At 67.7% G+C, this 26,063-nt stretch carries 17 protein-coding genes and 2 tRNA genes; 12 read left to right on the top strand and 7 right to left on the bottom strand.

Features of this window, described 5'->3' with window-relative positions:
* The first annotated feature begins 17 nt into the window (after positions 1 to 17).
* Together B5X82_RS17700 and B5X82_RS17695 are read left to right on the top strand one after the other, a co-directional pair.
* The gene (locus B5X82_RS17700) at positions 18 to 782 is read left to right on the top strand and encodes an isocitrate lyase/PEP mutase family protein (RefSeq protein ID WP_079649502.1); all 765 of its coding nucleotides are present in this window, start codon (positions 18 to 20) and stop codon (positions 780 to 782) included.
* A gap of 87 nt (positions 783 to 869) precedes the next feature.
* Positions 870 to 946, top strand: a tRNA-Arg gene (locus tag B5X82_RS17695).
* Positions 947 to 959: 13 nt separating this feature from the next.
* Here the strand turns inward: B5X82_RS17695 and B5X82_RS17690 are convergent.
* Positions 960 to 2,690 (bottom strand): hypothetical protein, encoded by a 1,731-nt coding sequence (locus B5X82_RS17690; RefSeq protein WP_079649501.1) that lies wholly within the window; start codon positions 2,688 to 2,690, stop codon positions 960 to 962.
* A gap of 145 nt (positions 2,691 to 2,835) precedes the next feature.
* Here B5X82_RS17690 and B5X82_RS17685 point away from each other — a divergent pair.
* From B5X82_RS17685 to B5X82_RS17665, 5 genes are all read left to right on the top strand, one after another.
* Positions 2,836 to 2,909, top strand: a tRNA-Gly gene (locus tag B5X82_RS17685).
* A 57-nt stretch (positions 2,910 to 2,966) separates the two neighbouring features.
* Positions 2,967 to 3,353 (top strand): DUF983 domain-containing protein, encoded by a 387-nt coding sequence (locus B5X82_RS17680; protein ID WP_079649500.1) that lies wholly within the window; start codon positions 2,967 to 2,969, stop codon positions 3,351 to 3,353.
* Positions 3,354 to 3,390: 37 nt separating this feature from the next.
* The gene (gene gspN / locus B5X82_RS17675) at positions 3,391 to 4,095 is read left to right on the top strand and encodes a type II secretion system protein N (protein ID WP_079649499.1); all 705 of its coding nucleotides are present in this window, start codon (positions 3,391 to 3,393) and stop codon (positions 4,093 to 4,095) included.
* 41 nt (positions 4,096 to 4,136) lie between these two features.
* Positions 4,137 to 6,194: a protein-disulfide reductase DsbD family protein gene (locus B5X82_RS17670; RefSeq protein WP_079649498.1), complete on the top strand. Its 2,058-nt coding sequence runs from the start codon at positions 4,137 to 4,139 to the stop codon at positions 6,192 to 6,194.
* Positions 6,195 to 6,213: 19 nt separating this feature from the next.
* Positions 6,214 to 6,384 (top strand): DUF1289 domain-containing protein, encoded by a 171-nt coding sequence (locus tag B5X82_RS17665; RefSeq protein WP_079649497.1) that lies wholly within the window; start codon positions 6,214 to 6,216, stop codon positions 6,382 to 6,384.
* On the opposite strand, the gene B5X82_RS17660 is transcribed toward B5X82_RS17665, so the two are convergent.
* The 3 genes from B5X82_RS17660 to B5X82_RS17650 form a co-directional block, all read right to left on the bottom strand.
* Entirely contained in the window at positions 6,371 to 7,918 is a 1,548-nt protein-coding gene (locus B5X82_RS17660) for an alkaline phosphatase D family protein (RefSeq protein WP_079649594.1), read from the bottom strand. The genes B5X82_RS17665 and B5X82_RS17660 overlap by 14 nt on opposite strands.
* Before the next feature lie 66 nt (positions 7,919 to 7,984).
* Positions 7,985 to 10,084: a TonB-dependent receptor domain-containing protein gene (locus B5X82_RS17655; RefSeq protein WP_079649496.1), complete on the bottom strand. Its 2,100-nt coding sequence runs from the start codon at positions 10,082 to 10,084 to the stop codon at positions 7,985 to 7,987.
* A 198-nt stretch (positions 10,085 to 10,282) separates the two neighbouring features.
* Positions 10,283 to 11,914 carry an alpha-D-glucose phosphate-specific phosphoglucomutase gene (locus B5X82_RS17650; protein ID WP_079649495.1) on the bottom strand — a complete coding sequence of 544 codons (1,632 nt, stop codon included), beginning with the start codon at positions 11,912 to 11,914 and terminating at the stop codon, positions 10,283 to 10,285.
* 190 nt (positions 11,915 to 12,104) lie between these two features.
* Here B5X82_RS17650 and B5X82_RS17645 point away from each other — a divergent pair, with 190 nt between their 5' ends.
* On the top strand, positions 12,105 to 13,295 hold the full coding sequence (locus B5X82_RS17645) for an aromatic ring-hydroxylating oxygenase subunit alpha (RefSeq protein ID WP_079649494.1): 1,191 nt from the start codon (positions 12,105 to 12,107) through the stop codon (positions 13,293 to 13,295).
* Complete coding sequence (locus tag B5X82_RS17640) at positions 13,292 to 14,893, top strand: phytoene desaturase family protein (protein WP_079649493.1); 1,602 nt, start codon at positions 13,292 to 13,294, stop codon at positions 14,891 to 14,893. The genes B5X82_RS17645 and B5X82_RS17640 overlap by 4 nt, the downstream gene beginning before the upstream one ends.
* 152 nt (positions 14,894 to 15,045) lie before the next feature.
* On the opposite strand, the gene B5X82_RS17635 is transcribed toward B5X82_RS17640, so the two are convergent.
* The 3 genes from B5X82_RS17635 to B5X82_RS17625 are packed head-to-tail and all read right to left on the bottom strand — an operon-like array spanning position 15,046 to position 20,537.
* Positions 15,046 to 16,365 (bottom strand): amino acid permease, encoded by a 1,320-nt coding sequence (locus tag B5X82_RS17635; protein WP_079649492.1) that lies wholly within the window; start codon positions 16,363 to 16,365, stop codon positions 15,046 to 15,048.
* The gene (locus B5X82_RS17630) at positions 16,362 to 18,776 is read right to left on the bottom strand and encodes a TonB-dependent receptor (protein ID WP_079649491.1); all 2,415 of its coding nucleotides are present in this window, start codon (positions 18,774 to 18,776) and stop codon (positions 16,362 to 16,364) included. Before B5X82_RS17630 ends, B5X82_RS17635 begins: the two co-directional genes overlap by 4 nt.
* A gap of 39 nt (positions 18,777 to 18,815) precedes the next feature.
* Positions 18,816 to 20,537: a tetratricopeptide repeat-containing sulfotransferase family protein gene (locus B5X82_RS17625; protein ID WP_079649490.1), complete on the bottom strand. Its 1,722-nt coding sequence runs from the start codon at positions 20,535 to 20,537 to the stop codon at positions 18,816 to 18,818.
* A 135-nt stretch (positions 20,538 to 20,672) separates the two neighbouring features.
* On the opposite strand from B5X82_RS17625, the gene B5X82_RS17620 reads away from it, so the two are divergent.
* The 3 genes from B5X82_RS17620 (at position 20,673) to B5X82_RS17610 (ending at position 26,020) form a co-directional block, all read left to right on the top strand.
* A complete protein-coding gene (locus B5X82_RS17620) occupies positions 20,673 to 22,007 on the top strand; it encodes a Xaa-Pro dipeptidase (protein ID WP_079649489.1) in 1,335 nt (444 codons plus the stop codon).
* A gap of 141 nt (positions 22,008 to 22,148) precedes the next feature.
* Positions 22,149 to 24,959, top strand: coding sequence for a TonB-dependent receptor (locus B5X82_RS17615; RefSeq protein ID WP_079649488.1), 2,811 nt, complete (start codon positions 22,149 to 22,151; stop codon positions 24,957 to 24,959).
* Positions 24,959 to 26,020, top strand: coding sequence for a phytase (locus B5X82_RS17610; protein WP_079649487.1), 1,062 nt, complete (start codon positions 24,959 to 24,961; stop codon positions 26,018 to 26,020). The genes B5X82_RS17615 and B5X82_RS17610 overlap by 1 nt, the downstream gene beginning before the upstream one ends.
* Positions 26,021 to 26,063: the final 43 nt, after the last annotated feature.

Genomic DNA, 26,063 nt, shown 5'->3' with positions numbered 1-26,063 from the left:
GAGGCCGGGAGCCGCACATGACCATCGCCGATCGATTCGCCCGATTTTCGAAGCTGCACGTCGCGGGCGATCCGCTCCGCCTCGTCAACGTCTGGGACGCCGGCAGCGCGCGTGCCGTTGCCGATGCCGGCGCGCCGGCGCTGGCGACAAGCAGCTGGGCGGTCGCCGCGGCCGCCGGCTATCCCGACGGCGAGGAACTGCCGTTCGATGCGCTGCTCGCCACCGCCACCGCCATCCTGGGGGTGACCGACCTGCCGGTCAGCGTCGACTTCGAAGGCGGCTATGCCGATGCGCCCGACGATGTTCAGGGCCATGCGCGGACGCTGCTCGAGCTCGGCGTGGTCGGCTGCAATTTCGAGGACCGCAAGGTCCGGGGCGAGGGACTCCACGGCGTCGAGGATCAGGCTGTGCGGCTGCGCGCGATCGTCGCGGCGGCGGCGGGACTCGACCGTCCGGTCTTTATCAACGCCCGCACCGACCTGTTCCTCGGCACCGATCCGGCCACCCATGAAGGCCGGGTCGACGAGGCGCTGGTCCGGGCGGAGGCCTATGCCGCGGCGGGGGCGGGGAGCTTCTTCGTCCCCGGCCTCGGCGATCCGGCATTGATTGCGCGCATCTGCGAAGCGAGCCCTCTGCCGGTCAACGTGATGGTGCTCGACCCGACCGCCGATCTCGCCGCGCTCGCCAGGCTCGGCGTCGCGCGGATCAGCTTCGGCCCGGCGCCCTATGTCGCGGCGATGCAGTCGCTCACCGCGCTGGCCGGGCAGCTATTGGGCAGCTAGGGCCGTCGGCGGGCTTATCGCGCGATCGCCGCCGCCTCTCTGGACATCGGCGCGCGGCACGATAAGAGATGCGCCGTCCGCCGACGTGCCCCGGTAGCTCAGCAGGACAGAGCAACGGTTTCCTAAACCGCAGGTCGGGAGTTCGAGTCTCTCCCGGGGCACCATCGCCGAATTCCCTTACAGCCCTATGAGCTTGAGCATCGCGTCGGCGGTGCCTTCGAGTCCGTGGCGGGCTTCGCCCCGTCCTCGTCCGGCCATTGGCGCCTCCTCGACGATCAGCAGGCCGTCGCCGGCTTCGACCCGGTCCTTGAAAAGCTGCTCGCGGCCGAGAAAATAAGGCCAGAATGTCTCGGTCCGCGTCACCGAATAAGCGAGGTCGGCCGAGAAGCCGACGAGCTGGGCCTGTCCGAAGACGCGCCCATGCTCGGCGCGCTCGACCCGGACGCCGCGCCCGCCCTTGATCGCCAGCCGCGCCGGGCCGTGAAAGACGAGATAGCGAAGCTGCAGCGTCAGCCAGGCGTTGAGCGAGAAGAGCCGCCAATGGCTGCTGATCCGCAAGGGACGGCCGATCGGTTGTACCACCGCCGCCAGCGCACGGGGCTGGAGCACGCAGGCGGCGCCCTCGGGCAGCGACAGGATCACCGTCTCGGCGAAGGGATCGCGCACCGCCGATATCGTCGTCGTCTCGCCGTCGCCTCGGATCCGGGTCAGGAAGGCGAGGCCGCTGACCAGGCTCGACAGCGGGTGGCGATAGTCGAGCAGCCAGCGGGTCGCCTTGGCGCCGCCATGCGACGTCGATTGCAGATAGTCCTGCCGTACCAGCAATTCCTCGCCCTGGTCGAGGCGGACCGCGACCGAGGTGGTCGACGGGCCGGGCAGGGGGATTGCCGTTCCTCCACCGCCCGGCACGCGAAGCCGGATCGCGGCGCGGCGCATCGCCATCGGCGCGAGCAGGAAGAAGAAGGCGAGCCGGATCGCATAGGGCGTCAGCAGGATCGCCAGCAGCGCCCAGGCCGCGGCGACCAGGATCGGCCGCAGCCCCAGGCGATCGGCCCAGAGCCGCGCGCGCTCCGACCAGTTCCCCGCCCATTCGGTCCGCGCGCGGTCGACGTCTGCCGCGAGCCGCTGTTGCCAGGCGTCGAGACGGGCGCCGGCCTCCGCCTCGGACTCCGCCAGCAGGGTTGCTGCGCGGGTGCGGCCGAGGGCGGCTTCGCGGCTCGTCGCAGCGAGCAGGTTGTGCCGGCCGACCTGCCGACGGGCTTCGGCACAGGCGGTCGTCATCCGCGCGGCGAGAGCGCGATGCTCGTCATTGTCGAGCCAGGATCGCACCCGCCACCGCCAGCGCCGCTCGAAGGCGGTGAGTTCACCGCGCGCACCGTCGCAGCCGCGGATCGCCGCCTCTGCCACGGCGCGCTGGGCCTGAAGGTCGGTGGCGGCGGCGATGCTCGCCCGGTTGGCGATGGCGAGCGAACGCGCCGCCCGCAACGCGCCGATCTCGCGATCGAGCATCAGCACGCGCAACTCGCGCCGCTTCGCCGCAAGCAGGGCGTCGCGGCCCTGTAGGGCGAGGACGAAGGTCGACGGCGTGCCGCGTCGCGCCTGTTCCAGCGAGGCCTTCTCGCGTTCGGCCGTCGCGATGCGGGCGTCGATCGCCGCCACGCCCTGTCGCCGCGTTTCGGCCACCGATGTCCCGATCGCGTCCCGCGCCGACGCGATCTCGCGATCGAGCTGGCGGCGCGAAAGGTCGAGCGCCTCGTAGCGCTGCTGCGCCTGCCGGTCGCCTTCGATCTCGCGCTTGATCCAGGGCAGCGCGAAAGTCGCGAAACCGATCGCGCAGACCAGCAGGACATAGAGCAGCAACCGCCGCCCCAGCCAGCCGAACGCCCGCCCGATGATGCTCAACGCCATGGCCCTTCATAGCCATGGGTTTGTCGTTCTAGGAAGAAGATCGACTAATGCCGTTGACCCGGGCGCGGTGACTGTGGCATCCGGCCCGCAGATCAAGGGGGTGTTTATTCACAAGTCTCTTGATCTCGCGATGGCTCGCAGCCTTGCGGGTGTAGCTCAATGGTAGAGCAGAAGCTTCCCAAGCTTACGACGAGGGTTCGATTCCCTTCACCCGCTCCATCGCCCCTTGGATCACTTCTTGCTTCGCGCGTGGCCTCAATCTGCTAATGGGGCGCCATGAACCAGCCCCCATCGTTCGGCGAGCGTGATCTGCGTTCGGCGCTGCTGCGCGGCCTGCGCGGCGAATGTCCGGCCTGCGGCGACGCCAAGCTGTTCGGCCGCTTCCTCAAGCCCGTCCCGCATTGCCCGTCCTGCGGGCAGGACTGGACGGTGCACAGCGCCGACGACATGCCTGCTTATCTGGTGGTGCTGATCCTCGGCCATGTGCTCGTACCGATCCTGGTTGCGGTCAACATGCGCTTCGACCTGCCGATGTGGCTCGACATGGCGCTGTGGCCCGGGCTGGCGCTGATCCTGGCGCTGCTGATGATCCAGCCAGCCAAGGGTATGGTGATCGGTTTCCAATGGGCCAGACGCATGCACGGCTTCGCAGGAGGGCGCTGACCGGGCATAAGGGGCGAAGGGCATAGGGGGGAGCATCATGAGGACGATCCTGCTGTTTCTGCTGGTGATCGTGGCGGCCGTCGTCGCGATACCGTTCATTCCGCTCAAGACCGCGATCGACCTGATGCAGCTCGACCGCGTGGGTTTCGAGGCCGCGCAGGTCGAGGGCAATCTGTGGGAGGGGCAGCTCTACGATGCCCGCCTCGCCAAGATCGAGCTCGGCGACGTGACGAGTCGGATGTCGCTGGAGGACGCCGCCAAGGGCCGCATCCGCCTCAACATCGAAGGCACGGACGAGGTTTCCCGGCTCAAGGGCGTGTTCAGCTACGGCCTCGGCGGCGCGGGGATCGACGATTTCACCGTCGGCATGCCGGTGGTCGCGGGTCCGCAGCCGATCGGCAACGTCACCCTGATCGTCGACGCGCTGAAGGCGCGCTTCCCCGGCGGCGACTGCGAGGGCGGCAGCGGCCAGGTCCGCGCCTATCTGTCCGGCGCGCTGCCGATGGTCGGCCTGCCGGGCGAGATGAGCGGCCCGGCGCTGTGCCGCGACGGCAAGCTCACCTTCGACATGGCGAGCCCGAGCGGGCGCGAGCAGGAACAGGTGACGGTCCTGTCGCCGACCAAGTTCAAGGTCCGCCTGTTCATCAAGCCGACCGCATCGCGGGTCGAGCAGATATTGCAGTCGCACGGCTTCCAGCGCGCCGACGACGGCTATGCCTATGAGGAGGAACGCTCGATCTGACGGCGCTTCCCGCGCGCCGCGGATCGGGCCATAAGCCCGGCATGACATCGATCGGCCGCCTGATTCCCCTGTTCCTCGCCCTGCTGCTGGCCGTGGCGGGGGCCGGCGCCGCCACGGCAGCGCACATCAAGGCGGTGCTGGAGGCGGAGACGCTGCGCCCGGCGGCGGGCAGCCGGATCACCCTGGCGCTCAGCATGACGCCCGAGCGCGACTGGCACGGCTATTGGCTGAACCCCGGCGACGCGGGAGCGCCCGCCGATATCGCCTGGACCCTGCCGCGCGGGGTGACGGTCGGCCCGCTGCGCTATCCGGTGCCGCAGCGGCTGATCGTCCAGGGCTTGATGAACTATGTCTATGAGCGGCCCTATGCGCTGCTGATGACGCTGAACGTGCCGAAGGGGCTGGCGCCCGGCACGCCGCTGCGCATTGCCGGCAAGGCCCGCTGGCTTGCCTGTTCGCCGACGATCTGCGTGCCCGAGCAGGGGCCGGTCGCGATCGACCTGACGGTCGGCGACGGCGCGGTAACGGCGGCGTCGCGCGCGCGCTTCGACACATGGCGGGCGAAGCTGCCGATGCCCCTGGGACAGGCGGCGAGCTTCGAGGCGAAGGCCGGCAAGTTGCGCCTCGCCATTCCCTTTCCCAAGGGCCGCCCGGTCACGGCGCCCTATTTCTACCCCGCCACCGATGGGGTTGCGGACTATGCCGCACCGCAGATGATAAGCCGTCGCGGCGACCGCCTGATCGTCGAGATCAAGGCAGCGCGGAACCCGCAGCCGGTGCAGGCGATCGAGGGGCTGATCGCGATCGGGCCCGATCGAGGCTTGACCGTGACCGCCCGGCCCGGCCCGGTGCCCGCGGCCGGCGTGCCGATCGCCGGTGCGGGCGACGAGGCCGGAGCGGACGGCTGGCGCACCTTCCTGCTCGCGCTCGGTGGCGCGCTGTTCGGCGGGGTGCTGCTCAACGCCATGCCCTGCGTATTCCCGATCCTCAGCCTCAAGGCGCTGAGCCTTGCACGCAGCGGTGAGACCGATCGCCATGCGCGGGTAGAGGCACTCGCCTATACCGGCGGGATCGTGCTGAGCTGCGTCGCTCTTGGGCTGCTGCTGCTCGGTCTGCGGGCGGGCGGGGCGGCGGCGGGCTGGGGTTTCCAGTTGCAGGACCCGAGGATGGTGTTCGTCCTGCTGCTGCTCGTCACCGCGATCAGCCTCAACCTCGCCGGCCTGTTCGAGCTGCGCGCCGTCGGCATCGGCGAGGCGATGACCAAGGGACGCGGCGCGCTCCCGGCCTTTTGGACCGGCGTGCTCGCGGCGTTGGTGGCGACGCCGTGCAGCGGTCCCTTCATGGCCGGCGCGGTCGGCGCCGCGCTGCTGCTGCCGCCGGCCGCTGCGCTGGCGGTGTTCGCCGGCCTCGGCCTCGGCCTGGCGTTGCCCTTCCTGCTGGTCGGTTTCGTGCCGGCGCTGCGCCGCCTGTTGCCGAAGCCCGGCGCCTGGATGGACCGGCTGCGCCGCATCCTGTCGGTGCCGATGTTCCTGACCGCGCTCGGCCTCGCCTGGGTGCTGGGACAGCAGGCCGGGGTCGATCGCCTCGTGCAGGGGATCGGCGCGGCGTTGCTGCTCGGCCTCGCCCTCTGGTGGGTCGGTGCGCGGCAGGCGCAGGGCAAGCGGCATAGCTGGATCCCGGTCGCGCCGGTGCTGGCTGCCGCGCTGGCGCTGCTGCTCGTCACGCCGTCGGGCGGCAGCCCGGCTGCCGCGGCAGCGACCGGTGCCGAAGGTGCGGAACCGTTCAGCGAGGCGCGCCTAGCCGCGCTCCAGGCGCAGAAGAAGCCGGTATTCCTCTATTTCACCGCCGACTGGTGCCTGACCTGCAAGGTCAACGAGAAGGCGGCGATCGAACGTCCCGCGGTGCGTGAGGCGTTCGAACGGGCCGGCGTTGTGGTGATGGTCGGCGACTGGACCAACGGCGATCCCGCGATCGGCCGTTTCCTCGAGGCGCAGGGCCGTTCGGGCGTGCCGCTCTACCTGTTCTACGACAGGGATGGGCGGCAGGAGACGCTGCCCCAGCTCCTCACCCCGGCGACGCTCACCGCGCTCGCGGCCTGACCTTTCCCGCGCCTGCGCCGTGGCGGTCGAATCCCCCTGCAACAAGGTCTGCGAGATCGATCCGGCCAGCGGCTATTGCCGAGGGTGCCTGCGTACGATCGAGGAGATCGTCGCCTGGCCGACCGCCGACGATGCGTGGAAATGCGCGGTGATCGAGCGTCTGAAGGAACGGACCGTCAGGAGAGGTTGATCGCCGGCTTGCCGCGTTCGACGCTGGCGGTGGCGAGCGTCGCGATCGATCCGCCGGGCGCCGTCACTTGGTCGACGCCGCGGAAGCGGGTCTGCCACAGGTCGCGCGTCACCTCGCAGACCGCATAGCCGCGCTTGTCGCTCAGATATTGCAGCGCGGGGTTGTGGGCGCGCAACTGTGCCTGCACCTCGGGCTTGACCCATCCGTCGCCGCCCGAGGTGATCGAGGTGACGACGAACTCGGGCGCGGCGACCTCGCCCTTGCCGCCCTGGCGGCGCAGCTCGCCCGCGAAATTCTGATGCTCGTCGCCGGTCATCACGATGACGTCGCCGCGCTCGGCAAAGCTCGCCGCCATGCGTTCGCGCGCGGCGTCATAACCTCCCCAACTGTCGAGGTTGCGGATCTCGCCGCCACCGGGCAGGCTCTGCCGGTCGAGCGGCATCATCATGACCTGCTGGGCGACGAGGTTCCAGCGGCTGCCACCGTCGCGCAGGCCGCGATCCAGCCATTGCTCCTGCGCGCTGCCGAGCACCGTCTGCTTCGGATCGGCGACGGTCGGGCAGGGCGGTTCGAACCCACCCTTGCACGGCTGCACGCTGCGATATTGGCGCGTGTCGAGGAAATGGGCGGTCATGAGGTCGCCGATCCGGCTGCGACGGTAGAGCTGCATCGCGCCGCCGCTCGGCATCGAGGCTTTGCGCAGCGGCATATGCTCGTAATAGGCCTGCATCGCCGCCGCGCGACGGAACGCGAACAGGGCCGGATCATGCTGGTAGGGCGTTGCGTTCGCGGACCAGTTGTCGGCCACCTCATGGTCGTCGAAAGTGGTGAACCAGGGCGCGGCCAGATGTGCGGCCTGCAGGTCGGGGTCCATCTTGTACTGGGCATAGCGGCGCCGATAGTCGCCGATCGTGTAGCAGTCGGTGCCGACATGGTCGCGGACATGGGCGCGCGGGCTGCCGTCGCGTTCGTAGTTCACCTGCCGCGGGCGGTCTTCGTAGATATAGTCGCCGAAATGCCAGACGAAGGCGATGTCCTCGCGCGCCAGATGGGCATAGGCGGTGAACAGCCCATCCTCATAATTCTGGCACCCGGCCACGCCGAAGCGCAACCGGTCGAGCGGGGCGCCGGGGGCGGGCAGGGTGTGGCCGCGCCCGAGCTGCGTCTTGTCGCGTCCGATGGCGAAACGATACCAATAAGGGCGGTCGGGCTGCAGGCCGGCGAGCTCGACATGGACCGAATGGCCGAGCTCGGGCCAGGCGGTCGCGCTGCCCTTCTGCGCGATGCGCCTCATCGCCTCGTCCTCATAGACGAACCAGTCGACCTCGACCGGGCCCATCGGCATGCCGCCATGCTCCTCGACCGGATCGGGACAGAGGCGGGTCCAGATGACGAAGCCGTCATGGCTCGGATCGCCCGAGGCGATGCCGAGCCGGAACGGGAAGGCGGTGAAGAGCTGCTGGGCACGGAGGATCGCGGGGGCGGCGATCAGGCCGGTGCCGACCCCCGCGAGAATCTGACGGCGTGAAAACATGAACGTCCCCTGCAACCCAAGCGTTGCAGGCTTATGACGCGGTGCGGCATTCCCGCAAGCCGGTCATCAGAATCCTACCCGCGCGGTGATGCGGAAGTCGCGGCCGGCGAGGGGGGCGAAGTCCTTGAGATAGCTCGCATGGCGCCGTGCGTTCACGTCGAAGATATTGTGCGCCGCCAGCACGATGCTGGTTTCCGGCCGGTCGACGAAGGGACGGAAGGTCAGCGAGGCGTTGACCAGCGTATAGCCGGCGGTCGGCGTCTCGAAGCTGGCGAGGCGCTGGGCCTTGTCGGTCCATTCGACCTCGACCCGGCCGTCGACCTTGGTGCTTTCGGCGCTCAGGCCGCCCAGCAGGCGCAGCGGGGGGATGCGCGGCGCCGGGCCGAAGCCGATGATCTTCGCATGGACGAAATCGCCCAGCGCGTCGGCCTTGATCGCGAAGTCGCCAAGCTGGGCGAGATCGGCGGTCGCCTCCAGCTCCGCGCCGTAGAAGCGCGCCTTGGCCTGGGCGTAGCGGAATACGGGCAGGCCGTCCTCCAGCGTGCCGTCGGGGCTGTCGTAGATGAAGTTGTCGAACCAGTTGTGATAGATAGACGCGTGGATGGTGAAGCCCGGCCCCTTGCCGTGCAGCACGCCTTCGAGGCCCCAGCTCCGTTCGGTCTTGAAATCGGGATTGCCGATCTCGAACGCCTCGGTGCCCGCGTGCGGGCCGTTGGCGAACAGCTCCTCGGCGGCCGGCGCGCGCTCGGTGCGCGACAGGTTGATGCCGAGGCGCCAGTCATCGGTCACCCGGTAGGAGGCGCCGAGCGAGCCTGACAGCGTGTCGAAGTTGCGGCCGCCCTTGGGGAATTGCGGCTGGTCCTCGAACGGATTGGCCGACAGCCAGCTCTTCTCGTAGCGCAGCCCGCCCTCGAGCTTCACCACGCCATAGTCGAGCTGCTGCAGGGTGAAGAGACCAATCTGCTGGGTCTGGTTGCGCGGCAGGAAGGCTTCGTCGCCGACGACATTGAAGTCGCGGATGAAGAATTGCGCGCCGGTCGCGCCATGCCAAACGCCATGGTCGGCCTGGACCAGCTCGACCCGGCCTTCGAAGCCGTTGTTGTAGAAGGCGGTTCCGACCGAGCCGTCCTCCTCCAGCTCGAAGTGGCGATATTTGGCGTAGGCGAGCCGGGCGCGGACCGTCTGGATCACCGATCCGCCGGCCGCGATCTCGGCGCGCGCGTCGAACCGGTTCTGGACGAGGTCTATGCGGGGCGCCTCCTGCTCCTCGCCCGGCTCGGTCGCGAAACGGATCGGCACGCCGTAGCGGCTGTCATAATGGCTGTAGGAGATGCCGTAATGGCTGTCCCCGTCGATATAGGACAGGCCGCCGCCGGCGACCCAGGTCTCCGACTGGCTGTTGGGCAGCTTGCCCTTGACCGCGGCGTTGGCGGCGAAATCGATCTCATCGCCCGGATCGGCGGGAAGCTGTGCGGAGGAGAGCGCCCGGGCGCGGGCGGCGGGGCTCAGCGCATAGCCGCCGATCCGCAGGTTGCCGGTCTTCTGGTAGCTGCCGTCGAGATGCGCGACGAAGCCGCCGCCGATCGGCGCGTCGAGCGCGGCGCCGCCCGACCGCTCGTTGGCGGCGCTGCCATAGGTCAGGATCGCGTCGACATGGATGGGCTCGTCGGGAATGGCGCGTGGGATGCGCTTGTCGATCACGTTGACGACGCCGCCGATCGCGGCCGATCCGTAGAGCAGCGCCTCCGGCCCGCGCAGCACCTCGATCCGCTCGGCGAGCAGCGGGTTGATTGCGACGGCATGGTCCACGCTGGTGTTCGATACGTCGACCGAGCCGATGCCGTCGGTCAACACCCGGACCCGCTCGCCCTGCAGGCCGCGCAGGATCGGGCGCGAGGCGTTGGGGCCGAAGGAGGTGGCCGACACGCCCGGCGTATGCTCGATCGTCTCGCCGATCGTCGGGCGCAGCGCGGTGGTCAGTTGCGCGCCGGTGAGCACCGAGGTGCCCGCGAGCACGTCCATCCGGTCGCGCTGGATCGGCGCTGTGACGATGATGTCGGTGGACTCGGGGCGGTGGAAGTCGGTGTCCCGTTCGTCGGCGAAGGCCGGCGAGGCCACTAGCGCGAGCATGGAGATGGAGAAGGACAACCGACCCTTGAATGACATGATATACTATCCCTTACCTTGTGCGGCAGGGATTAGCGGCGATGTAATGTTATATCAAGAGGGTTGTTTTGCGATGACAAATCCTCCCTGAGCTTGCTCGGGGAGGGGACCGCCCGAAGGGTGGTGGAGGGGCGGGGGCGTAGACCCCTCCACCGCCTGCGGCGGCCGCCCTCCCCATCTGCGATGGGAGGAATGAGTTCAGGTGATCACATCCGGCGCGGTCCGCCCGGTGTGGCGGGCGATGCCGGCAATCGTCTCGGCGGCGACGATCAGGTCGGCGATGGCATCGCCGGTCGCGCGGCCGAGATTGCCGCCGACGGGTTCGTAGCGCTCGATATAGACCCGGATCGTCGCTCCCGAGGTGCCGGTTCCCGACAGGCGGAAGACGATGCGCGATCCGCCTTCGAACAGGATGCGGATACCCTGGCCGTGGCTTTGCGTGCCGTCGATCGGATCATGATAGGCGAAGTCGTCGGCGGCCTCGATCCTGAGCGCGCCGATCGTCGTGCCGGGCAGGCCGGCGAGACGGCCGCGCAGGTCGGCGATCAGCGCGTCGCCGGCGGCCGTGTCGACGCCCTCATAATCGTGGCGGGCATAATAGTTGCGTCCGAAGCGTGCCCAATGCTCCGTGGCGATCGCCTGGACGCTCTGGCGCCGGGCCGCGAGGATGTTGAGCCAGAGCAGCACCGCCCAAAGCCCGTCCTTCTCGCGGACATGATCCGATCCGGTGCCGGCGCTTTCCTCGCCACAGATCGTCGCCTGGCCGGCATCGAGCAGGTTCCCGAAGAATTTCCAGCCGGTCGGCGTCTCGAACAGCGGGATGCCCAGCGCCTCCGCAACGCGGTCGGCGGCGGCGCTGGTCGGCATCGACCGCGCGATCCCGGCAAGGCCGCGGGCGTAGCCGGGAGCGAGATGGGCGTTGGCCGCCAGCATCGCGAGGGAATCCGACGGCGTGACGAAGATGCCCTTGCCGATGATCAGGTTGCGGTCGCCGTCGCCGTCCGAGGCGGCGCCGAAATCGGGGGCATCGGAGCCCATCATCTCGTCGTAGAGCGCCCGCGCATGGACCAGGTTGGGATCGGGATGATGTCCGCCGAAATCGGGCAGGGGCGTGCCGTTGCGCACCGTCCCTTTCGGCGCGCCGAGCCGATGTTCGAGGATTTCGATCGCATAGGGACCGGTCACCGCGCTCATCGCGTCGAAGGCGATGCGGAAGCCCGATCCGATCAGCTCGCGGATCGCGGGGAAGTCGAACAGTTGCTCCATCAGCGTGGCATAGTCGGCCACCGGATCGATGACCCGGACGACCGCGTCGCCGACCCGCGTCTCGCCGTCGCGGTCGAGGTCCACGTCGGGCGCGTCGAAAATTCGGTAGCGATCGATCGTCTTGCTGCGGGCGAAGATCGCGTCGGTGATCCGTTCGGGCGCGGGACCGCCATTGGCGATATTGTACTTGATCCCGAAATCCTCGGTCGGGCCGCCGGGATTGTGGCTGGCCGACAGGATGATGCCGCCGAACGCACCATGGAGGCGGATGAGATGGCTGGCGGCCGGGGTCGACAGGATGCCGCCGCGGCCGACCAGGATCGTACCGAAGCCGTTGGCCGCGGCCATGCGGATCGCGGTCTGGATCACCGCGCGGTTGTGGTAGCGGCCGTCGCCGCCGATCACCAGCGCCCGGCCGGCGAATCCTTCGAGCGAGTCGAGGATCGACTGGATGAAATTCTCAGCATAGCCGGGTTGCTGGAAGACGGGGACCTTCTTGCGAAGCCCCGAAGTGCCGGGCTTCTGGTCGGGGAAGGGTGTGGTGGCGACCTCGCGGATCGTCATGCGGTGGAGCTCCCTGCGATGGCCGCCCTCCCATGCCCTGTCGTCGCCGGCTCTGCCAGAGGCGGGCGACCAGTGGAGCGATATGGCGCGACTGGCTGCGAAACGGCTTTCATTTGCGCTTTGGGCCCGATCGAGGCAGTCTGCTGACAGCGATGTTCGCGGCGGTGGCCGCGTGAAGGAATGCCGGACGATGACCTTGCGTGTCGTGAAGGAAGTGGGGTCGGTGATCGATCCCGATGCGAATTTCGGCCTGCCGGGCTGGATCTACCATGATCCGGAGGTGTTCGCGCTGGAGCAGGAGCGGATCTTCCGCCGGTCGTGGCAGCTCGTTTGCCATCTCAACGACATTCCGGCCAAGGGTGACTGGCAGTCGCTGGAGATCGGCCAGGAGGCTATCATCGTCGTGCGCGGTGAGGATGGCCAGGTGCGGGCGCTGTCGAATGTCTGTCGCCACCGCGCCGCGCGGCTGGTCGACGGCGCCGAAGGCTGCGCCAGGAAGCTGATCTGTCCTTATCATGCCTGGACCTATGAGCTGGACGGCCGGCTGTCTGGCGTGCCGGGCAAGCGGGACTACCCCGCCTTCGACATGGCCGATTACGGCCTCCACGGCTTCCCGGTCGAGGTGTGGCGCGGCTTCATCTTCGTCAACATCGAAGGCGAGGGGCCTTCGGTCGCGGAGATGATGGCTCCTTATGAGGAGGAGGTCGCGCCCTATCGCTTCGAGGAGATGAAGGCGCTCGGCCGCGTCGTGATGCGTCCGCGCACCGTCAACTGGAAGAACATCGCCGACAATTATTCGGACGGCCTGCACATTCCGGTCGCGCATCCGGGGCTCAAGCGGCTGTTCGGTCCCGGCTACGGAATCGAGGCGGAGGCCTGGGCCGACAAGATGTGGGGGCCGCTGCTCGAAGGCGTGCCGGGCAGTTCGTCCGAGGCGCTGTACCGCAAATATCTGCCGCACGTGGCGCATCTGCCCGCCGATCGGCAGCGGCTGTGGATCTATTTCAAGCTGTGGCCGAACACGGCGTTCGACATCTACCCGGACCAGATCGACTTCATGCAGTTCATCCCCGTCTCGCCGACCGAGACGATGATCCGGGAGATCGCCTACGTCCTGCCCGACGAGCGGCGCGAGATGAAGGCCGCGCGCTACCTCAACTGGCGGATCAACCGCATGGTCAATGCCGAGGACACCAAGCTGGTCGCGCGGGTGCAGGACGGCATGGCGACGCGGAGCTACACGCAGGGCCCGCTCGGCACCGGCGAGGTCTGCCTCAGGAGCTTCGCCCGCAAGATGCGCACGCTGATCCCGGAGACGCGGCTGCCGACCCGGCCGCCGACGGGCTGGAGCGCCAAGAGCGTCGCGGGGCGCCTCGCATGACGACACGACAGGACGCCGTCATCATCGGCGGCGGGCATAACGGCCTCGTCTGCGCCTTCTACCTGGCGGTGCGCGGGCTCAAGGTCCGTGTGCTCGAACGGCGCAAGGTCGTCGGCGGCGCGGCGGTGACCGAGGAATTCCACCCCGGTTTCCGCAATTCGGTGGCGAGCTACACGGTCAGCCTGCTCCAGCCGCGCGTGATCGCCGACATGAAGCTGCACGAGCGCGGCCTCAGGATCGTCGAGCGGCCGATCTCCAACTTCCTGCCGCTCCAGGATGGCGGCTACCTCAAGCTCGGCGGCGGGCTGGAACGGACCCAGGCGGAGTTCCGGCGCTTCTCGGCCCGCGATGCCGAGACGCTGCCTGCCTATTACGATGCGCTCGACGGCGTCGCCGACGTTCTGCGTGACCTGGCGCTCAGGATACCGCCCAATGCGGGCGGCGGCATTGCCGAGCTGTTCAAGGCCGCGTCGCAGGGGCGCAAGATCGCGATGGCGGGGCTGCCGGCGCAGCGGGACATGCTCGACCTGTTCGTCAAGAGTGCGCGGACCTTCCTCGACGGCTGGTTCGAGCATGACGCGATCAAGGCCGCCTTCGGCTTCGACGCGGTCGTCGGCAACTATGCCAGCCCCGACACGCCGGGCTCGGCCTATGTCCTGCTCCACCATGTCTTCGGCGAGGTGAACGGCAAGAAGGGCGCCTGGGGCCACGCGATCGGCGGAATGGGCGCGATCACCCAGGCGATGAAGGCGGCCTGCGAGGACTATGGCGTCGTCATCGAAACCGATACGGCGGTCGAGAAGGTGCTGGTCGACAACGGCCGCGCGGTCGGCGTCCGCACCGAGGACGGTGTCGAGCACATGGCCCGCGCGGTGGCGTCGAACGTCGGGCCGGGACTGCTCTATCGCAAGCTGGTCGACCAGGCCGACCTCGACGCCGACTTCAAGCGGCGGATGAAGGGCTTCAAGGCCGGCTCGGGCACCTTCCGGATGAACGTCGCCCTGTCCGAACTGCCCAGCTTCTCGGCGCTGCCGGGGGAGGGCGAGCATCACCGCAGCGGCATCATCATCGCGCCGACGCTCGACTATATGGACCGCGCCTTCACCGATGCGCGAACGCATGGCTGGTCGAAGCAGCCGATCGTCGAGATGCTGATCCCCTCGACCGTTGACGACAGTCTCGCTCCCACGGGCCAGCATGTCGCCAGCCTGTTCTGCCAGCAATTCGCGCCCGAACTTCCCGATGGCCGGAGCTGGGACGACGAGCGCGAGGCGGCGGCCGACCACATCATCGCCACCGTCGACGCGCATGCGCCCGGCTTCGCCCGATCGGTGCTGGGGCGGCAGATATTGTCACCGCTCGACCTCGAACGGACCTTCGGGCTCGTCGGCGGCGACATCATGCACGGCCACATGTCGCTCGACCAACTCTGGTCGGCGCGGCCGATCCTCGGCCATGGCGACTATCGCGCGCCGGTGAAGGGACTCTACATGTGTGGCGCGGGCAGCCATCCGGGTGGCGGCGTCACCGGCGCCCCCGGCCACAATGCCGCCCAGGCGATCCTCGCCGATCGCGGTCTGGGGCGTTTCTTCGGTTAGAGCATCATATGTTTAATTTGACGCACCTGAGTCCGCTCATCCTGAGGAGGGACTGAGCCTGGCGAACCGGCTCCTCAGGATGAGCGGGTCAGATAAAAAGCTCGATGCCCTAGATCCCGAATCCCACATCCCGGCGGGAGGCCGGGATGAGGTCAGGTCGAGGGAGCCGTCGCCAGCTTCCGGCCGCGCATGATCCACCACACTGGCACACCGGCCAGGATCAGCACCGCGCCCCACAGATTGGCCTCTGGTCCGGCGCCGTAGAGCGCCCAGAGCGCGTAGATCGCCGCCGCGACCGCGATCCAGGGCCGGACGGCGCGGAGCTTGATCGCCGCGGCGGCGACCGCGACGTACATGACCAGCGAGGCGGTGGTCGCCAGCACCGCGACGAAGGTGAACAGGCTGACGGTGGTGCGGCTCGCGTTGAGCAGCAGCAGCACGGTGACCAGGCTGCTCGACAGCAGGTGCGCGCGCACGGGGACACCCTTCGCGTTGAGCTTGCCCAGTACGGCGGGAAAGACGCCGCCGGCGGCCATCGCGGCGGGCATCTCGCCCTGGAGCAGCACCCAGCCGTTGAGCGCGCCGATCGCGCTGATCATCGCGAAGGCGGCGACGACATGGGCGGCGTCGGGCCCCCAGTAACGGCCGATCACCTCGGCGAAGGGCGCAGCCGAATGGGCGGCGACCTCGGGGGCGAGCAGCAGCACGACGGCGCTGCAGGCGAGCAGGTAGATCAGCCCGGTCAGTGCGGTGCCGCCGAGCGTGGCGCGGGGGATGGTCTTTTCCGGCCGATGGACCTTGCCGGCCGGGACCGTCGCGGATTCGAGGCCGAGAAAGGCCCAGAGGGTGAGGGTGCCGGCCGTGGTGATCGCGGCCAGCCCTATTTCGGGCTTGTGCGGATCGGGGAAGGCGAGGTCGCCGTGCGGCGCCGCCATCGCCGCGATCATCACCACCGCGGCGAGCGGGATGACCTTCAGCACCGTGGCGATCAGCTGGACCCAGCCGGCGTTACGGGTGCCGCTGATGTTGATCGCGGTCATCGTCCAGACCAGCGCGATCGTCGCGGCGGTGGACAGCCGCGCGTCGGTCGCGAAGACCGGGACGAAAGCCGAGAGATAGCTGACCGCCGCCACCGCGATCGCGCCGTTGCCGACGAACAGCGATATCCAATAGGCCCAGGCGACATAGAAGGCGAGGTCGCGGCCGAACGCCTCGCGCACATAGACATAGGGGCCCCCGGTCTTCGGGTGCGCGCGGCACAGCCCGGCGAACACGGCGGCGATGGCGAGGCTGCCGGCGATCGTGATCCCCCAGGCGGGGATGACGTTCCAGCCATAGGGCGCGAGGCTGGCCGGCAGCATGTAGACGCCCGAGCCGATCATGTTGCCGACGACCAGCGCCGTTGCCATGACCAGCCCGAGCGGTCGGGCGGCGGCGGTCGTGCCGCCGCCCTGTTTCGGGTCGTCGCTCAATATTTCCAGCCGATCCGCATGCCGATCGTCTGCGGCGTGTTGGGGAAGACATAGGGCCGGTCGAAGCACTGGCCGCAGGTGACGAGCCGGGTCTTCTGCGCCCGCTTGTCGAACGCGTTCTCGATATAGGCCTCCCAGGTCCAGCGGCCGAATTTGGCGCCGGCCGAGAAGTCGAAGATCGCGTAGGAGCGCAGCTTGCCGGTCAGCGCCGCCGGATTGACCGGGTTGCCGTTCGGATCGAAGATCAACGTCCGGATGTCCGACGAGGCCGAGCTGGCATAGGTCATCGTGCCCTGGACATAGGGCTGGTAGTTGCCGCCCATGTCGAAATCGTAGCGCGCCGTTCCGCCATAGCGCCATTTCGAGGTGATCGGCAGGCGCGTGCCCTTCGGCGCGGAGATGAAGTTGCCCGCGCCAGTGCAGCTATAGGTCGGATCGTCGATCCCGCACAGGTTCTGCCGCGTCTTGGCGTCGGTATAGGCGCCGCTGCCGATCAGCGTCAGCCCCTCGATCGGGCGGAAGGTGAAGTCCAGTTCGATACCCTTGCTGCGTGCGTTCGGTCCGTTGTGGATCTCCGTAAAGCTGTTCGCGCCGAGGAAGGAGAATTGGAACTTCTTCCATTCCTCCCAGAACAGAGCGCCGTTGATCCGCAGCTTACCGTCGAGCCAGGTCGTCTTCCAGCCCAGTTCATAGTTGGTCAGATAGTCGGGCCGATAGGGCGGGATGGTGCCGCGGCGGTTGATGCCGCCCGGCCGGAAGCCGCGCGACCAGGTGGCGTAGACCATCAGGTCGTCGGTCGGCTTCCAGGTCAGGTTGAGGCGATGGGTGGTGCCGTTGCCCTTCACTCGCTTCGGCACCACGTCATTGCCGGACACGACGCCGAGATTGTTGCAGGGCGCGCCCGGCAGCAGCGTGCCGAGATAGTTCCCGTTCGCGTCCTTGAAGCAGGCCGCGACGCCGGTGCGGCTCGAATAGCCGTCGCCGAAGCCGAAGAAGCCGACCAGCGAGTTGTTGTACTTGAACGCGCGCAGGCCGCCGGTGAGGGTCAGCTGGTCGGGGATGATGTCGAACGACGCCTCGCCGAAGGCGGCATAGTCCTTGTCGACGCGGAACTGCTTGGTCAGCCAGATCGTGCCCGGCCGCCCGTTCACCGAGGTGGCATCGGCGAGCCCGAAGATCTGATAGTCCTGAAGGATGTCGTGGGTCTGGCGCTGGTAGAACAGGCCGGCGAGCACGCGAAAGCGCTTGTCGGACGGCGAGGAGATGCGGAGCTCCTGGCTGTTCTTGGTGAAATGGTCGCGGCCGGCGATGTGCTGGCTGGGATCGATGTAATTGCCCGCATTGTCGGTGAAGTAGCCCGAGAAGCCGCCCGCGTAGAGATTGTCGTAGGTGACGGCATAGTCGGTATAGTCGCTGACCGCATCGATATGGCGGTCGAGATAGGCGCCGGCATAGGTGATGTCGAAGTCGGCGATCTTGCCCTGGACGGTCAGCGCCGCCTGCCAGTAGCGGTCGTGGAAGCGCTCGCGGCCGAAATGCTGGACCTGGAGGTCGCCGACGCTCGGATCATAGCCGAAGAAGCCGTTGTTGACCTGGTCCTGGTAGAAGATCGTCGGCGTGACGGTCCAGTTGTCGTCGAGCTCGATGCCGAGCGCGGCGCGGCCGCCGACCACGGTCGAGCGGTTATAGTTCTTCTTGACGTCGGCGGCGTTGTTGATGGTGACGCCGGTGCCGAAGGTCCGCGTCGCCGGGACATTGTCGATGAAGCCGGCGTCGCGCTGGTACCAGCCGACGACGCGCAGCGCAGCCCAGTCGGACAGCGGTTGGTTGACGAAGCCCTCAAGCTTGCCGCCCACCGCGCCATGGCTGACCTTGTTGATATCGGCGTCGAAGCCGGCGGCGAAACCGCTCGGGTCGGGCTTGTTGGTGATGATGCGGATCGTACCGGCCTGCGAGGAGGCGCCATAGAGCGTGCCCTGCGGCCCCGACAGCGCCTCGATGCGGGCGATGTCGTAGATGTGGATGTCGAGCGCGCCGTCGATCGTCGTGATCGGCTGCTCGTCGAGATAGATGCCGACCGAGGGCAGCGAGCCCGAATGGTTGCCGTCGCCGCCGCTGGTCACGCCGCGGAAATAGACCTTGGCATTGCCGGGCTGGCCGGATTGGAAGGAGAGACTGGGAAGAAGCTTGGTGTAGTCATTGAAATTGCTAACATTATATTGTTCGAGCTTGGCGGTGCCCAGCGCCTGCATCGGGATCGGCACCTTCTGCATATTCTCTTCGCGCTTCTGCGCGGTGACGATGATCTCGTCCCGATAATTGGCGTCCGAGTCCGTGGCTCCTTGGGCCAGTACCGGCGTCATCGCCGTGCCCGCCATGATCAGCGCGACCGCGCCGCTCAGCTTCGTCATTCGAGTTCGCATGTCACTTCCCCTTATGTGTGTTCGTCGTCAGGCGTCCTCTGTGCTCTTCATGCTCGAATAATCGGAAAGCGCGCTGCCGAGCGCGTCGACCAGCGGCGAGAGCCGGTGCTCGAAGCGTTGCCAATGGTCGACGGCGTCGCGGAAGATCGGGCGGCGGACCTGTTCCGAACTCGGCGTCCGCACCGCCCGCTCGGTCGCGTGGAAGGCCAGGCAGGCCGGATCGAAGGCGAGTCCGGCTGCGGCGAGCAGGGCGCGAATGCCGCCCTCCGGATCGTCGACCATCGCTTCGTAGAAGACGCGGTGGACGATGCCCGGCTGCGCCGCGTCGAACGCGGCCATCGCGCGGACATAGTCGGCATAATAGCCGCCGAGGTCGGCGAGGTCGTAGCTATAGGCCTGTCCGCGCGCGAAATTCTGTTTGAACACTGACCAGCAGCAACCGATCGGATGCCGCCGCGCATCGATGATGGTCGCGTTGGGGAGGATCAGCCGGATCAGCCCGACATGCGCCCAGTTGTTGGGCATCTTGTCGATGAAGCGCGGCCGGCCGCTGTGGCGATGGACGCGGGTGCGCGCGAGATAATCCTCGCCCAGCGCGCGGACCTCTGCGGCCGAAAGGTCGGCCAGGATCTCGGGATAGGGCGAGCGCTGGTCGCGCCGGCTATGGCCGCTCAGCCGCCGGGCGATCTGGCCGATGTCGTGCAGCTCGCCGGTGCCCTCGACCTGTGGATGGCTCGACAATATCTGCTCGATCAGGGTCGATCCCGATCGCGGCATGCCGAGCACGAAGATCGGATCGTGATCGGGGCAGCCCCATCCCGCGCGCTCGGCAAAGAAGGCCGCGTCAAAGAAGGCCGCCGACCGGTCGACATGCTCGACATTGTCGGCGGCATGATAGGGGACCATGCGGCGCCGTATCGCATTGGCCTCGGCATAGCGGTCGAACGCCTCGTCGTCCTCGTCACGATCTTCGCGTGCCTTGCCGAGTGCGAAGCCGATCTGGGCGCGATCGTCGATCGACAGATGGTCGCCGGCGCGCACCCGTTCCATCGTCGCGACATCGGCGTCTGTGAAGCGGAAGGTCTTGAGGTTGGCGAGACTCCACCAGGCTTCGCCGGTCTCGGGCCGCAGCTCGACCGCGCGGCGGTAGGCGGCGATTGCTTCGGTGGTCCGGCCGATCGTCTTGAGGCCGTGGCCATAACTCATCCACAGCCAGGGATGACCGTCCTGCTCGGCGATCAGTTCCTCGTAGAGGGCGATCGACGCCTCATGCTCGCCGATCTGGCCGAGCGCGGCGGCCTTGAGGTTGCGCGCGGCCCGGTCGGCGGGGTTGCGGTCGAGCAGCCGTTCGATCTCGACCAGCGCGTCGACGTGGCGGGTCTGCCGGACGAGCACCAGCGCGAGATTGTGGCGCGCGCCATCGAACTCCGGTGCCAGTTCGAGCGCGCGGCGAAGCAGCGACTCGGCATCGCGATAGCGTCCGATCCTGCCGGCGACCTCGGCGAGCATGCGGATCGCGGCGATGTCGAACGGGTCGTCGCGCAAGGCCTGGCGGAGCAGCGCCTCGGCCTCCGATATCCGGCCGGTGACGAGGGCGTGGCCGGCGCGGGTGAGGCGGGGATCGTTGGCAGCGTCGGCCAGCGCGCGGGCCGTCTCGGCTTCCGTGGCAAGCTGTCCGGGCAGCAGGTCATAGGCATGGCCCATCGCCGTGTGGAGGATGTCCGTCGGTGCGTGTCCGCCTGAGCCCACTACCCGCCTCGGTGCACGATGTCGGGCAAGAAGAAACCTTGGACCGATATGTGTCAACAGGGATGTCAACAGTTGCGCCCGGCGGCTTGTCACGGCACGGTAACGTTGTCGAAAAGCCACAGTCAGGAGAGTGGGATGCGTGGGGCATGGGTTGCAGGGGCGGCGATGCTGCTGATCGGCGCGGCGCAGGCGCAGGCGCAGGAGCGGACCGTCGCGATCAAGGCGGGCCGCCTGATCGACACGGCGCGCGGGGTCGTGCTGACCGACCAGATCATCATCGTCACCGGCGACCGGATCGCGAGCGTCGGCCCGGCGTCCGCCACGGCGGTGCCAGCAGGTGCGGCACTGATCGACCTGTCGGGCAAGACGGTGCTGCCGGGCCTGATCGATACCCATACCCACATCACCGGCGACCCGACCGTCAGCCCCTATGAATCCTACCATTTGTCGGTGCCGCGCCAGGCGGTGACGGGCGTCGCCAATGCGCGCCGTACCCTGTTGGCCGGTTTCACCACGATTCGCGATGTCGGCTCGTCGGGCTATGCCGACGTGGCGTTGAAGGACGGGATCAACGCCGGCGAGATCGCCGGGCCGCACATCTTCGCCTCGGGGCCGGCGCTGGGCATCACCGGCGGCCATTGCGACGACAACCATCTCGCGCCTGAATATCGTCATGAGGGCGAGGGTGTGGCGAACGGCACCGACGCGGTCCGCGCGGCCGTCCGCCGCAACATCAAATATGGCGCCGACCACATCAAATATTGCGGTACCGGCGGCGTATTCTCGCGCGGGGACAAGCCCGGCGCGCAGCAATATACCCAGGAGGAGGCGAACGCGATCGTCGCCGAGGCGCACCTCCACGATCGCCCCGTCGCGGTGCATGCGCACGGCGCCGACGGGATCAAGGTGGCGATTCGCGCCGGCGCCGATTCGGTCGAGCATGCCAGCCTGATCGACGAGGAGGGGCTGCGCATGGCCAAGGCGGCAGGCACCGTCCTGTCGATGGACATCTACAACACCGACTATACCCAGGCGGAGGGCAAGAAGAACGGGGTGCCCGAGGAATCGCTGCAGAAGGACCGCGACGTCGGCGACATCCAGCGCGAGAATTTCCGCAAGGCGGTGAAGATGGGCATCAAGCTCAGCTTCGGCACCGACGGCGGCGTCTATCCCAATGGTGACAATGCGAAGCAGTTCGCGATCATGGTCCGCTACGGCATGACGCCGATGCAGGCGATCCAGGCCGCGACCGTCACCGGCGCCGGCCTGATCCGCCATCCCAAGGACCTGGGGCAGGTGGCGCCGGGCTTCTATGCCGACATCGTCGCGGTCGACGGCGATCCACTCGCCGATATCCGGTCGCTCGAAAAGCCGGCCTTCGTCATGAAGCAGGGCGCGGTCTACCGCGCCGATGCGCAGCAATGCGCCGCGGCGCCGTCGATGTGGGGATGCGCAGATCCGGCTCGGTGAAAAATAATTGTTGCGGCGCACCCTGAAACGGCCGGTTCGCGGCCGTCACGGAGGATAATGAAACGAAAGTGACGCTTATGCGTCGCTTTGCTGTCATCAGCCGCTGTCAGTCGGCCCCCCGAACACTGCAGGGAGGCAGATATGACATTTTCCGGTGCGAGCCGTGCCGCCATCGCGCTTGGGCTCCTTTTCTCCACGTCGGCGATGGCCGGCACGATCGTTGGCACCGTGTCCGACGCGTCGGGCACCCGCGCGCTGGAAAGCGCCGAGGTCCGCATCGTCGAGCTCGGCCGCACGGTCGAGGCGTCGCGCGACGGCCGCTATCGTTTCCCCGACGTGCCCGCCGGGACCTACACGGTCGAGGCGCGCTACATCGGCGCCGACACGATACGGACCACCGTCAAGGTGGCCGAGAGCGGCGACAGCTATGCCGACATCGCGATGGGCGGCAGCGAGAGCAGCTCGATCATCGTCATCGGTCAGGTCGCGAACCAGGCGAGCACGCTGTCGCGCCAGCGCGCCGCCGACGGCGTCGAGAGCGTCCTGACCCGCGACGCGATCGGCCAGTTCCCCGACCAGAACGTCGCCGAATCGCTCCGCCGCCTGCCGGGCATCAACATCCTCAACGACCAGGGCGAGGGCCGGTTCGTCTCGATCCGCGGCCTCGATCCCGAGCTCAACGCCTCGACCGTCAACGGCGTTCGCCTGCCGGCGCCCGAATCCGACGTCCGTTCGGTCGCGCTCGACGTGATCTCGAGCGACATCATCGAATCGATCGAGGTCCGCAAGTCGCTGACCCCCGACATGGACGCCGACACGATCGGCGGTTCGATCGACATCAAGACGACCAGCGCGTTCGACCGCAAGAAGGACCTGTTCAAGGTCTCGGCCGAGGGCAGCTACAACGACCTGACCGACAAGCTGTCGCCCAAGGGCAGCTTCGACTTCTCGACCAAGCTCACCGATGCGGTCGGCGTGTCGGGCGGTCTGTCCTATTATCGGCGCCGTTTCGCGACCGACAATATGGAGATGGACGGCTGGGACATCGACGACGCCGGCAACGCCTATGCCGACACGGTCGAGTATCGCGACTATGACGTGACCCGCAAGCGGCTCAGCGCCTCGCTGTCGTTCGACTTCAAGGTGGGCGAGAGCACCAAGCTCTACGCGCGCGGCCTCTACAGCCAGTTCGACGACCAGGAATATCGCCGCCGCCTGACCTTCGAGATGGACGAGGCGCCGACCAGCAGCACCGCCAACACCGCCAGCTTCGCGTCCGACGACGGTGAGATCAGCGTCCAGCGCGACCTGAAGGACCGCTTCGAATCTCAAAAGATCCGCTCGCTGGTCGTCGGTGGCGAGACCGAGACCGGTCCCTGGAAGGCGACCTATTCGGCGAGCTGGGCCAAGTCGTCCGAGCGCGAGAACGGCTCGATCGATCCGGTCAATTTCGAGCGCAAGTTCGAGGATCCGGGCGAGTTCGGCGTGACCTTCGACTATAGCCGTCCGAAGCTCACCAGCTATGCCGTCACCGCCGGCCAGGCGCTGTTCCTAGACCCCTCCGAATATGAGTTCGACAAGGTCGAGCGCACCACGCTGAGCGATGCCCGGGACGAGGAGTTCGCGATCAAGGCCGACATCTCGCGCGAGTTCGTGATGGATGGCGGCGTCTTCACCGTCCAGGCGGGCGCCAAGCAGCGCTGGCGCAAGAAGACCTACAATGCGCAGTTCGACATCTATAAGGGCTATGATGGCGACCTGACCCTGGCCGATTTCCTCGGCAAGCAGGATTACGGCCTGGCGTCCATCGATCCGGTGCTGGCGAAGAAGTCGTTCCGTCCATTCTTCCGGACCAGCATGGCCGACTTCGAGCTCGACCAATTCGACACCGACCAGGCGTCGAACGAGTCCGACTTCCGCGTCGATGAGGATATCAGCGCCGGCTACCTGCTCGGCCGCTGGGACAGCGACAAGGTACGCATCATCGGCGGCGTCCGTGTCGAGCACACCCGCAACAAGATCCGCGGCAACCAGGTCGAGCTGGTGGAGGAAGGCGACGAGCATGACGGCGTCGAGGTCGACGAGGACACCGTCTTCGTGACCCCGCAGAGCTTCAGGCGCAGCTACACCGACTGGCTGCCGAGCTTCACCGTCCGCTACGAGCCGGTCCGCAACCTCGTGCTCCGCGCTGCCGGCTACAAGAGCCTGGTGCGCCCGAAGCTGTCGAACCTCGCGCCGCGCGCGGTGATCGAGGACAATGAGGGCGAGTTCGGCAACCCGGCGCTGAAGCCGTACAAGGCATGGAACGCCGACCTGGCCGTCGAATATTATTTCGGCCGGAACGCCGCGATCTCGGCCGGCCTGTTCTACAAGGACATCAAGAACTATGTCGTCGAGGTCACCAACCAGGACGTCACCTATAACGGCGTCATCCTCGACGAGGCGACGACCTACGCCAACGGCCCCAAGGCCAAGGTGAAGGGCTTCGAGTTCAGCTACAGCCAGGTCTATGACTTCCTGCCGGCGCCGTTCGACGGTCTGCTGACCCAGGTCAACTACACCTATACCGACGCCAAGGGCCGGGTGTTCACCGACGGCGACGTCACCGATCCGCGCCGCATCCCGCTGCCGGCTTCGTCGAAGCACACGCTCAACCTGGTGCTCGGCTATGAGAAGGGGCCGCTCAGCCTGCGCGCCGCCGGCACCTTCCGCGACAAATATCTGGACGAACTGGGCGGCGACCCGACCGAGGACCGCTACGTCTCCAGCCACTTCCAGCTCGACCTGAGCGGCAAGTACCGGATCACCGACAATATCCGCGTCTTCGCCGAATGGGTGAACGTGACCGATCGTCCCTATTTCGCCTATCAGAACCTCGACGGCCGCCGGCGCCTGCTCCAATATGAGGAGTATAGCTGGACCGCGAAGTTCGGCGTGACGGCGAACTTCTGATGCGGCGGGTCCTGGCGATCGCGGCCTGTGCCTCCCTTGGCGCCTGTGCCGCGAAGGAGATGCCGGTCGAGCAGCGGATCGCGCTGGCCTCGCCGGCGGCGACGGTGACGGCGCGGGGCGAGACCGCGCCCGTCGGCACCGCCAATTCCGACGCCGCCGACGATCCCGCGATCTGGCGCAACCCCGCTGATCCGGCCGCGAGCCTGATCGTCGGCACCGACAAGAAGGCGGGGCTCTATGTCTACGGCCTCGACGGCAAGGTGCGCGACTTCCTCGATGCGGGCCGGGTCAACAATGTCGACCTGAAGGACGGGGTCGCGATCAATGGCGGGACGGGCGTGCTCGTCGTCGCCAGCGACCGCAACGATATCGCCCAGGCGAAGCTGGCGCTGTTCCGGCTCGACACCGGGACCGCCAGGCTGAGCGCGCTCGGCACGGTGCCGGCGGGGGCGGGGGAGGCCTATGGCGTCTGCCTCTATCGCGACGCGGCTGGCCTTTACGCCTTCATCGTCCTCAAGGACGGCACGATCAACCAGGTCGCGCTCGACGCGAGCGGGGCGACGCCGGCCGGCCGGATCGTCCGTACGATGAAGCTCGGCACCCAGTCGGAAGGCTGCGCCGCCGACGATCGCACCGGCATGCTATATGTCGCGGAGGAGGATGTCGGCCTCTGGAAGTTCGACGCGAAGGCCAGCGGCAGCGTCGGCCCGGTCAGGATCGCGGCGGCCGACGGCAAGAACATCGTCGCCGATGCCGAGGGCGTCGCCATCGCCATGGTCGGGGAGAAGGACGGCTATGTCCTCGTCTCCAGCCAGGGCGACAACGCCTATGCCGCCTACCGGATCGCCGACGACGGCTATGTCGGCCGCTTTCGCATCGCGGCGGGAACGGTCGGCGGGGCGGAGGAGACCGACGGCATCGAGGTGATGACCGGCGACTTCGGTCCCGGCTTTCCCGGCGGCCTGTTCGTCGCGCAGGACGGCCATAACGGCGCGGGCGCCCAGAATTTCAAGCTGGTCGCCTGGGACGACATCGCCAGGGCGCTGGGGTTGCCGCGATAATCATCGTCGTCCCGGCGGAGGCCGGGACCTCAGAGTCTGATGC

Origin of the sequence: Rhizorhabdus histidinilytica, from assembly GCF_900167915.1 — a bacterium.
In the GTDB taxonomy this organism is placed as follows: Bacteria; Pseudomonadota; Alphaproteobacteria; order Sphingomonadales; family Sphingomonadaceae; genus Rhizorhabdus; species Rhizorhabdus histidinilytica.
This window is presented reverse-complemented; position numbering and strand designations above follow the sequence as displayed.

Bases quoted from the DNA above. Each gene is read 5' to 3' on its own strand.
- B5X82_RS17700 (WP_079649502.1), top strand. From the start codon at position 18: ATGACCATCGCCGATCGATTCGCCCGATTTTCGAAGCTGCACGTCGCG.
- B5X82_RS17690 (WP_079649501.1), bottom strand. From the start codon at position 2,690: ATGGCGTTGAGCATCATCGGGCGGGCGTTCGGCTGGCTGGGGCGGCGG.
- B5X82_RS17680 (WP_079649500.1), top strand. From the start codon at position 2,967: ATGAACCAGCCCCCATCGTTCGGCGAGCGTGATCTGCGTTCGGCGCTG.
- gspN (WP_079649499.1), top strand. From the start codon at position 3,391: ATGAGGACGATCCTGCTGTTTCTGCTGGTGATCGTGGCGGCCGTCGTC.
- B5X82_RS17670 (WP_079649498.1), top strand. From the start codon at position 4,137: ATGACATCGATCGGCCGCCTGATTCCCCTGTTCCTCGCCCTGCTGCTG.
- B5X82_RS17660 (WP_079649594.1), bottom strand. From the start codon at position 7,918: ATGTTTTCACGCCGTCAGATTCTCGCGGGGGTCGGCACCGGCCTGATC.
- B5X82_RS17655 (WP_079649496.1), bottom strand. From the start codon at position 10,084: ATGTCATTCAAGGGTCGGTTGTCCTTCTCCATCTCCATGCTCGCGCTA.
- B5X82_RS17650 (WP_079649495.1), bottom strand. From the start codon at position 11,914: ATGACGATCCGCGAGGTCGCCACCACACCCTTCCCCGACCAGAAGCCC.
- B5X82_RS17645 (WP_079649494.1), top strand. From the start codon at position 12,105: ATGACCTTGCGTGTCGTGAAGGAAGTGGGGTCGGTGATCGATCCCGAT.
- B5X82_RS17640 (WP_079649493.1), top strand. From the start codon at position 13,292: ATGACGACACGACAGGACGCCGTCATCATCGGCGGCGGGCATAACGGC.
- B5X82_RS17630 (WP_079649491.1), bottom strand. From the start codon at position 18,776: ATGACGAAGCTGAGCGGCGCGGTCGCGCTGATCATGGCGGGCACGGCG.
- B5X82_RS17620 (WP_079649489.1), top strand. From the start codon at position 20,673: ATGCGTGGGGCATGGGTTGCAGGGGCGGCGATGCTGCTGATCGGCGCG.
- B5X82_RS17615 (WP_079649488.1), top strand. From the start codon at position 22,149: ATGACATTTTCCGGTGCGAGCCGTGCCGCCATCGCGCTTGGGCTCCTT.
- B5X82_RS17610 (WP_079649487.1), top strand. From the start codon at position 24,959: ATGCGGCGGGTCCTGGCGATCGCGGCCTGTGCCTCCCTTGGCGCCTGT.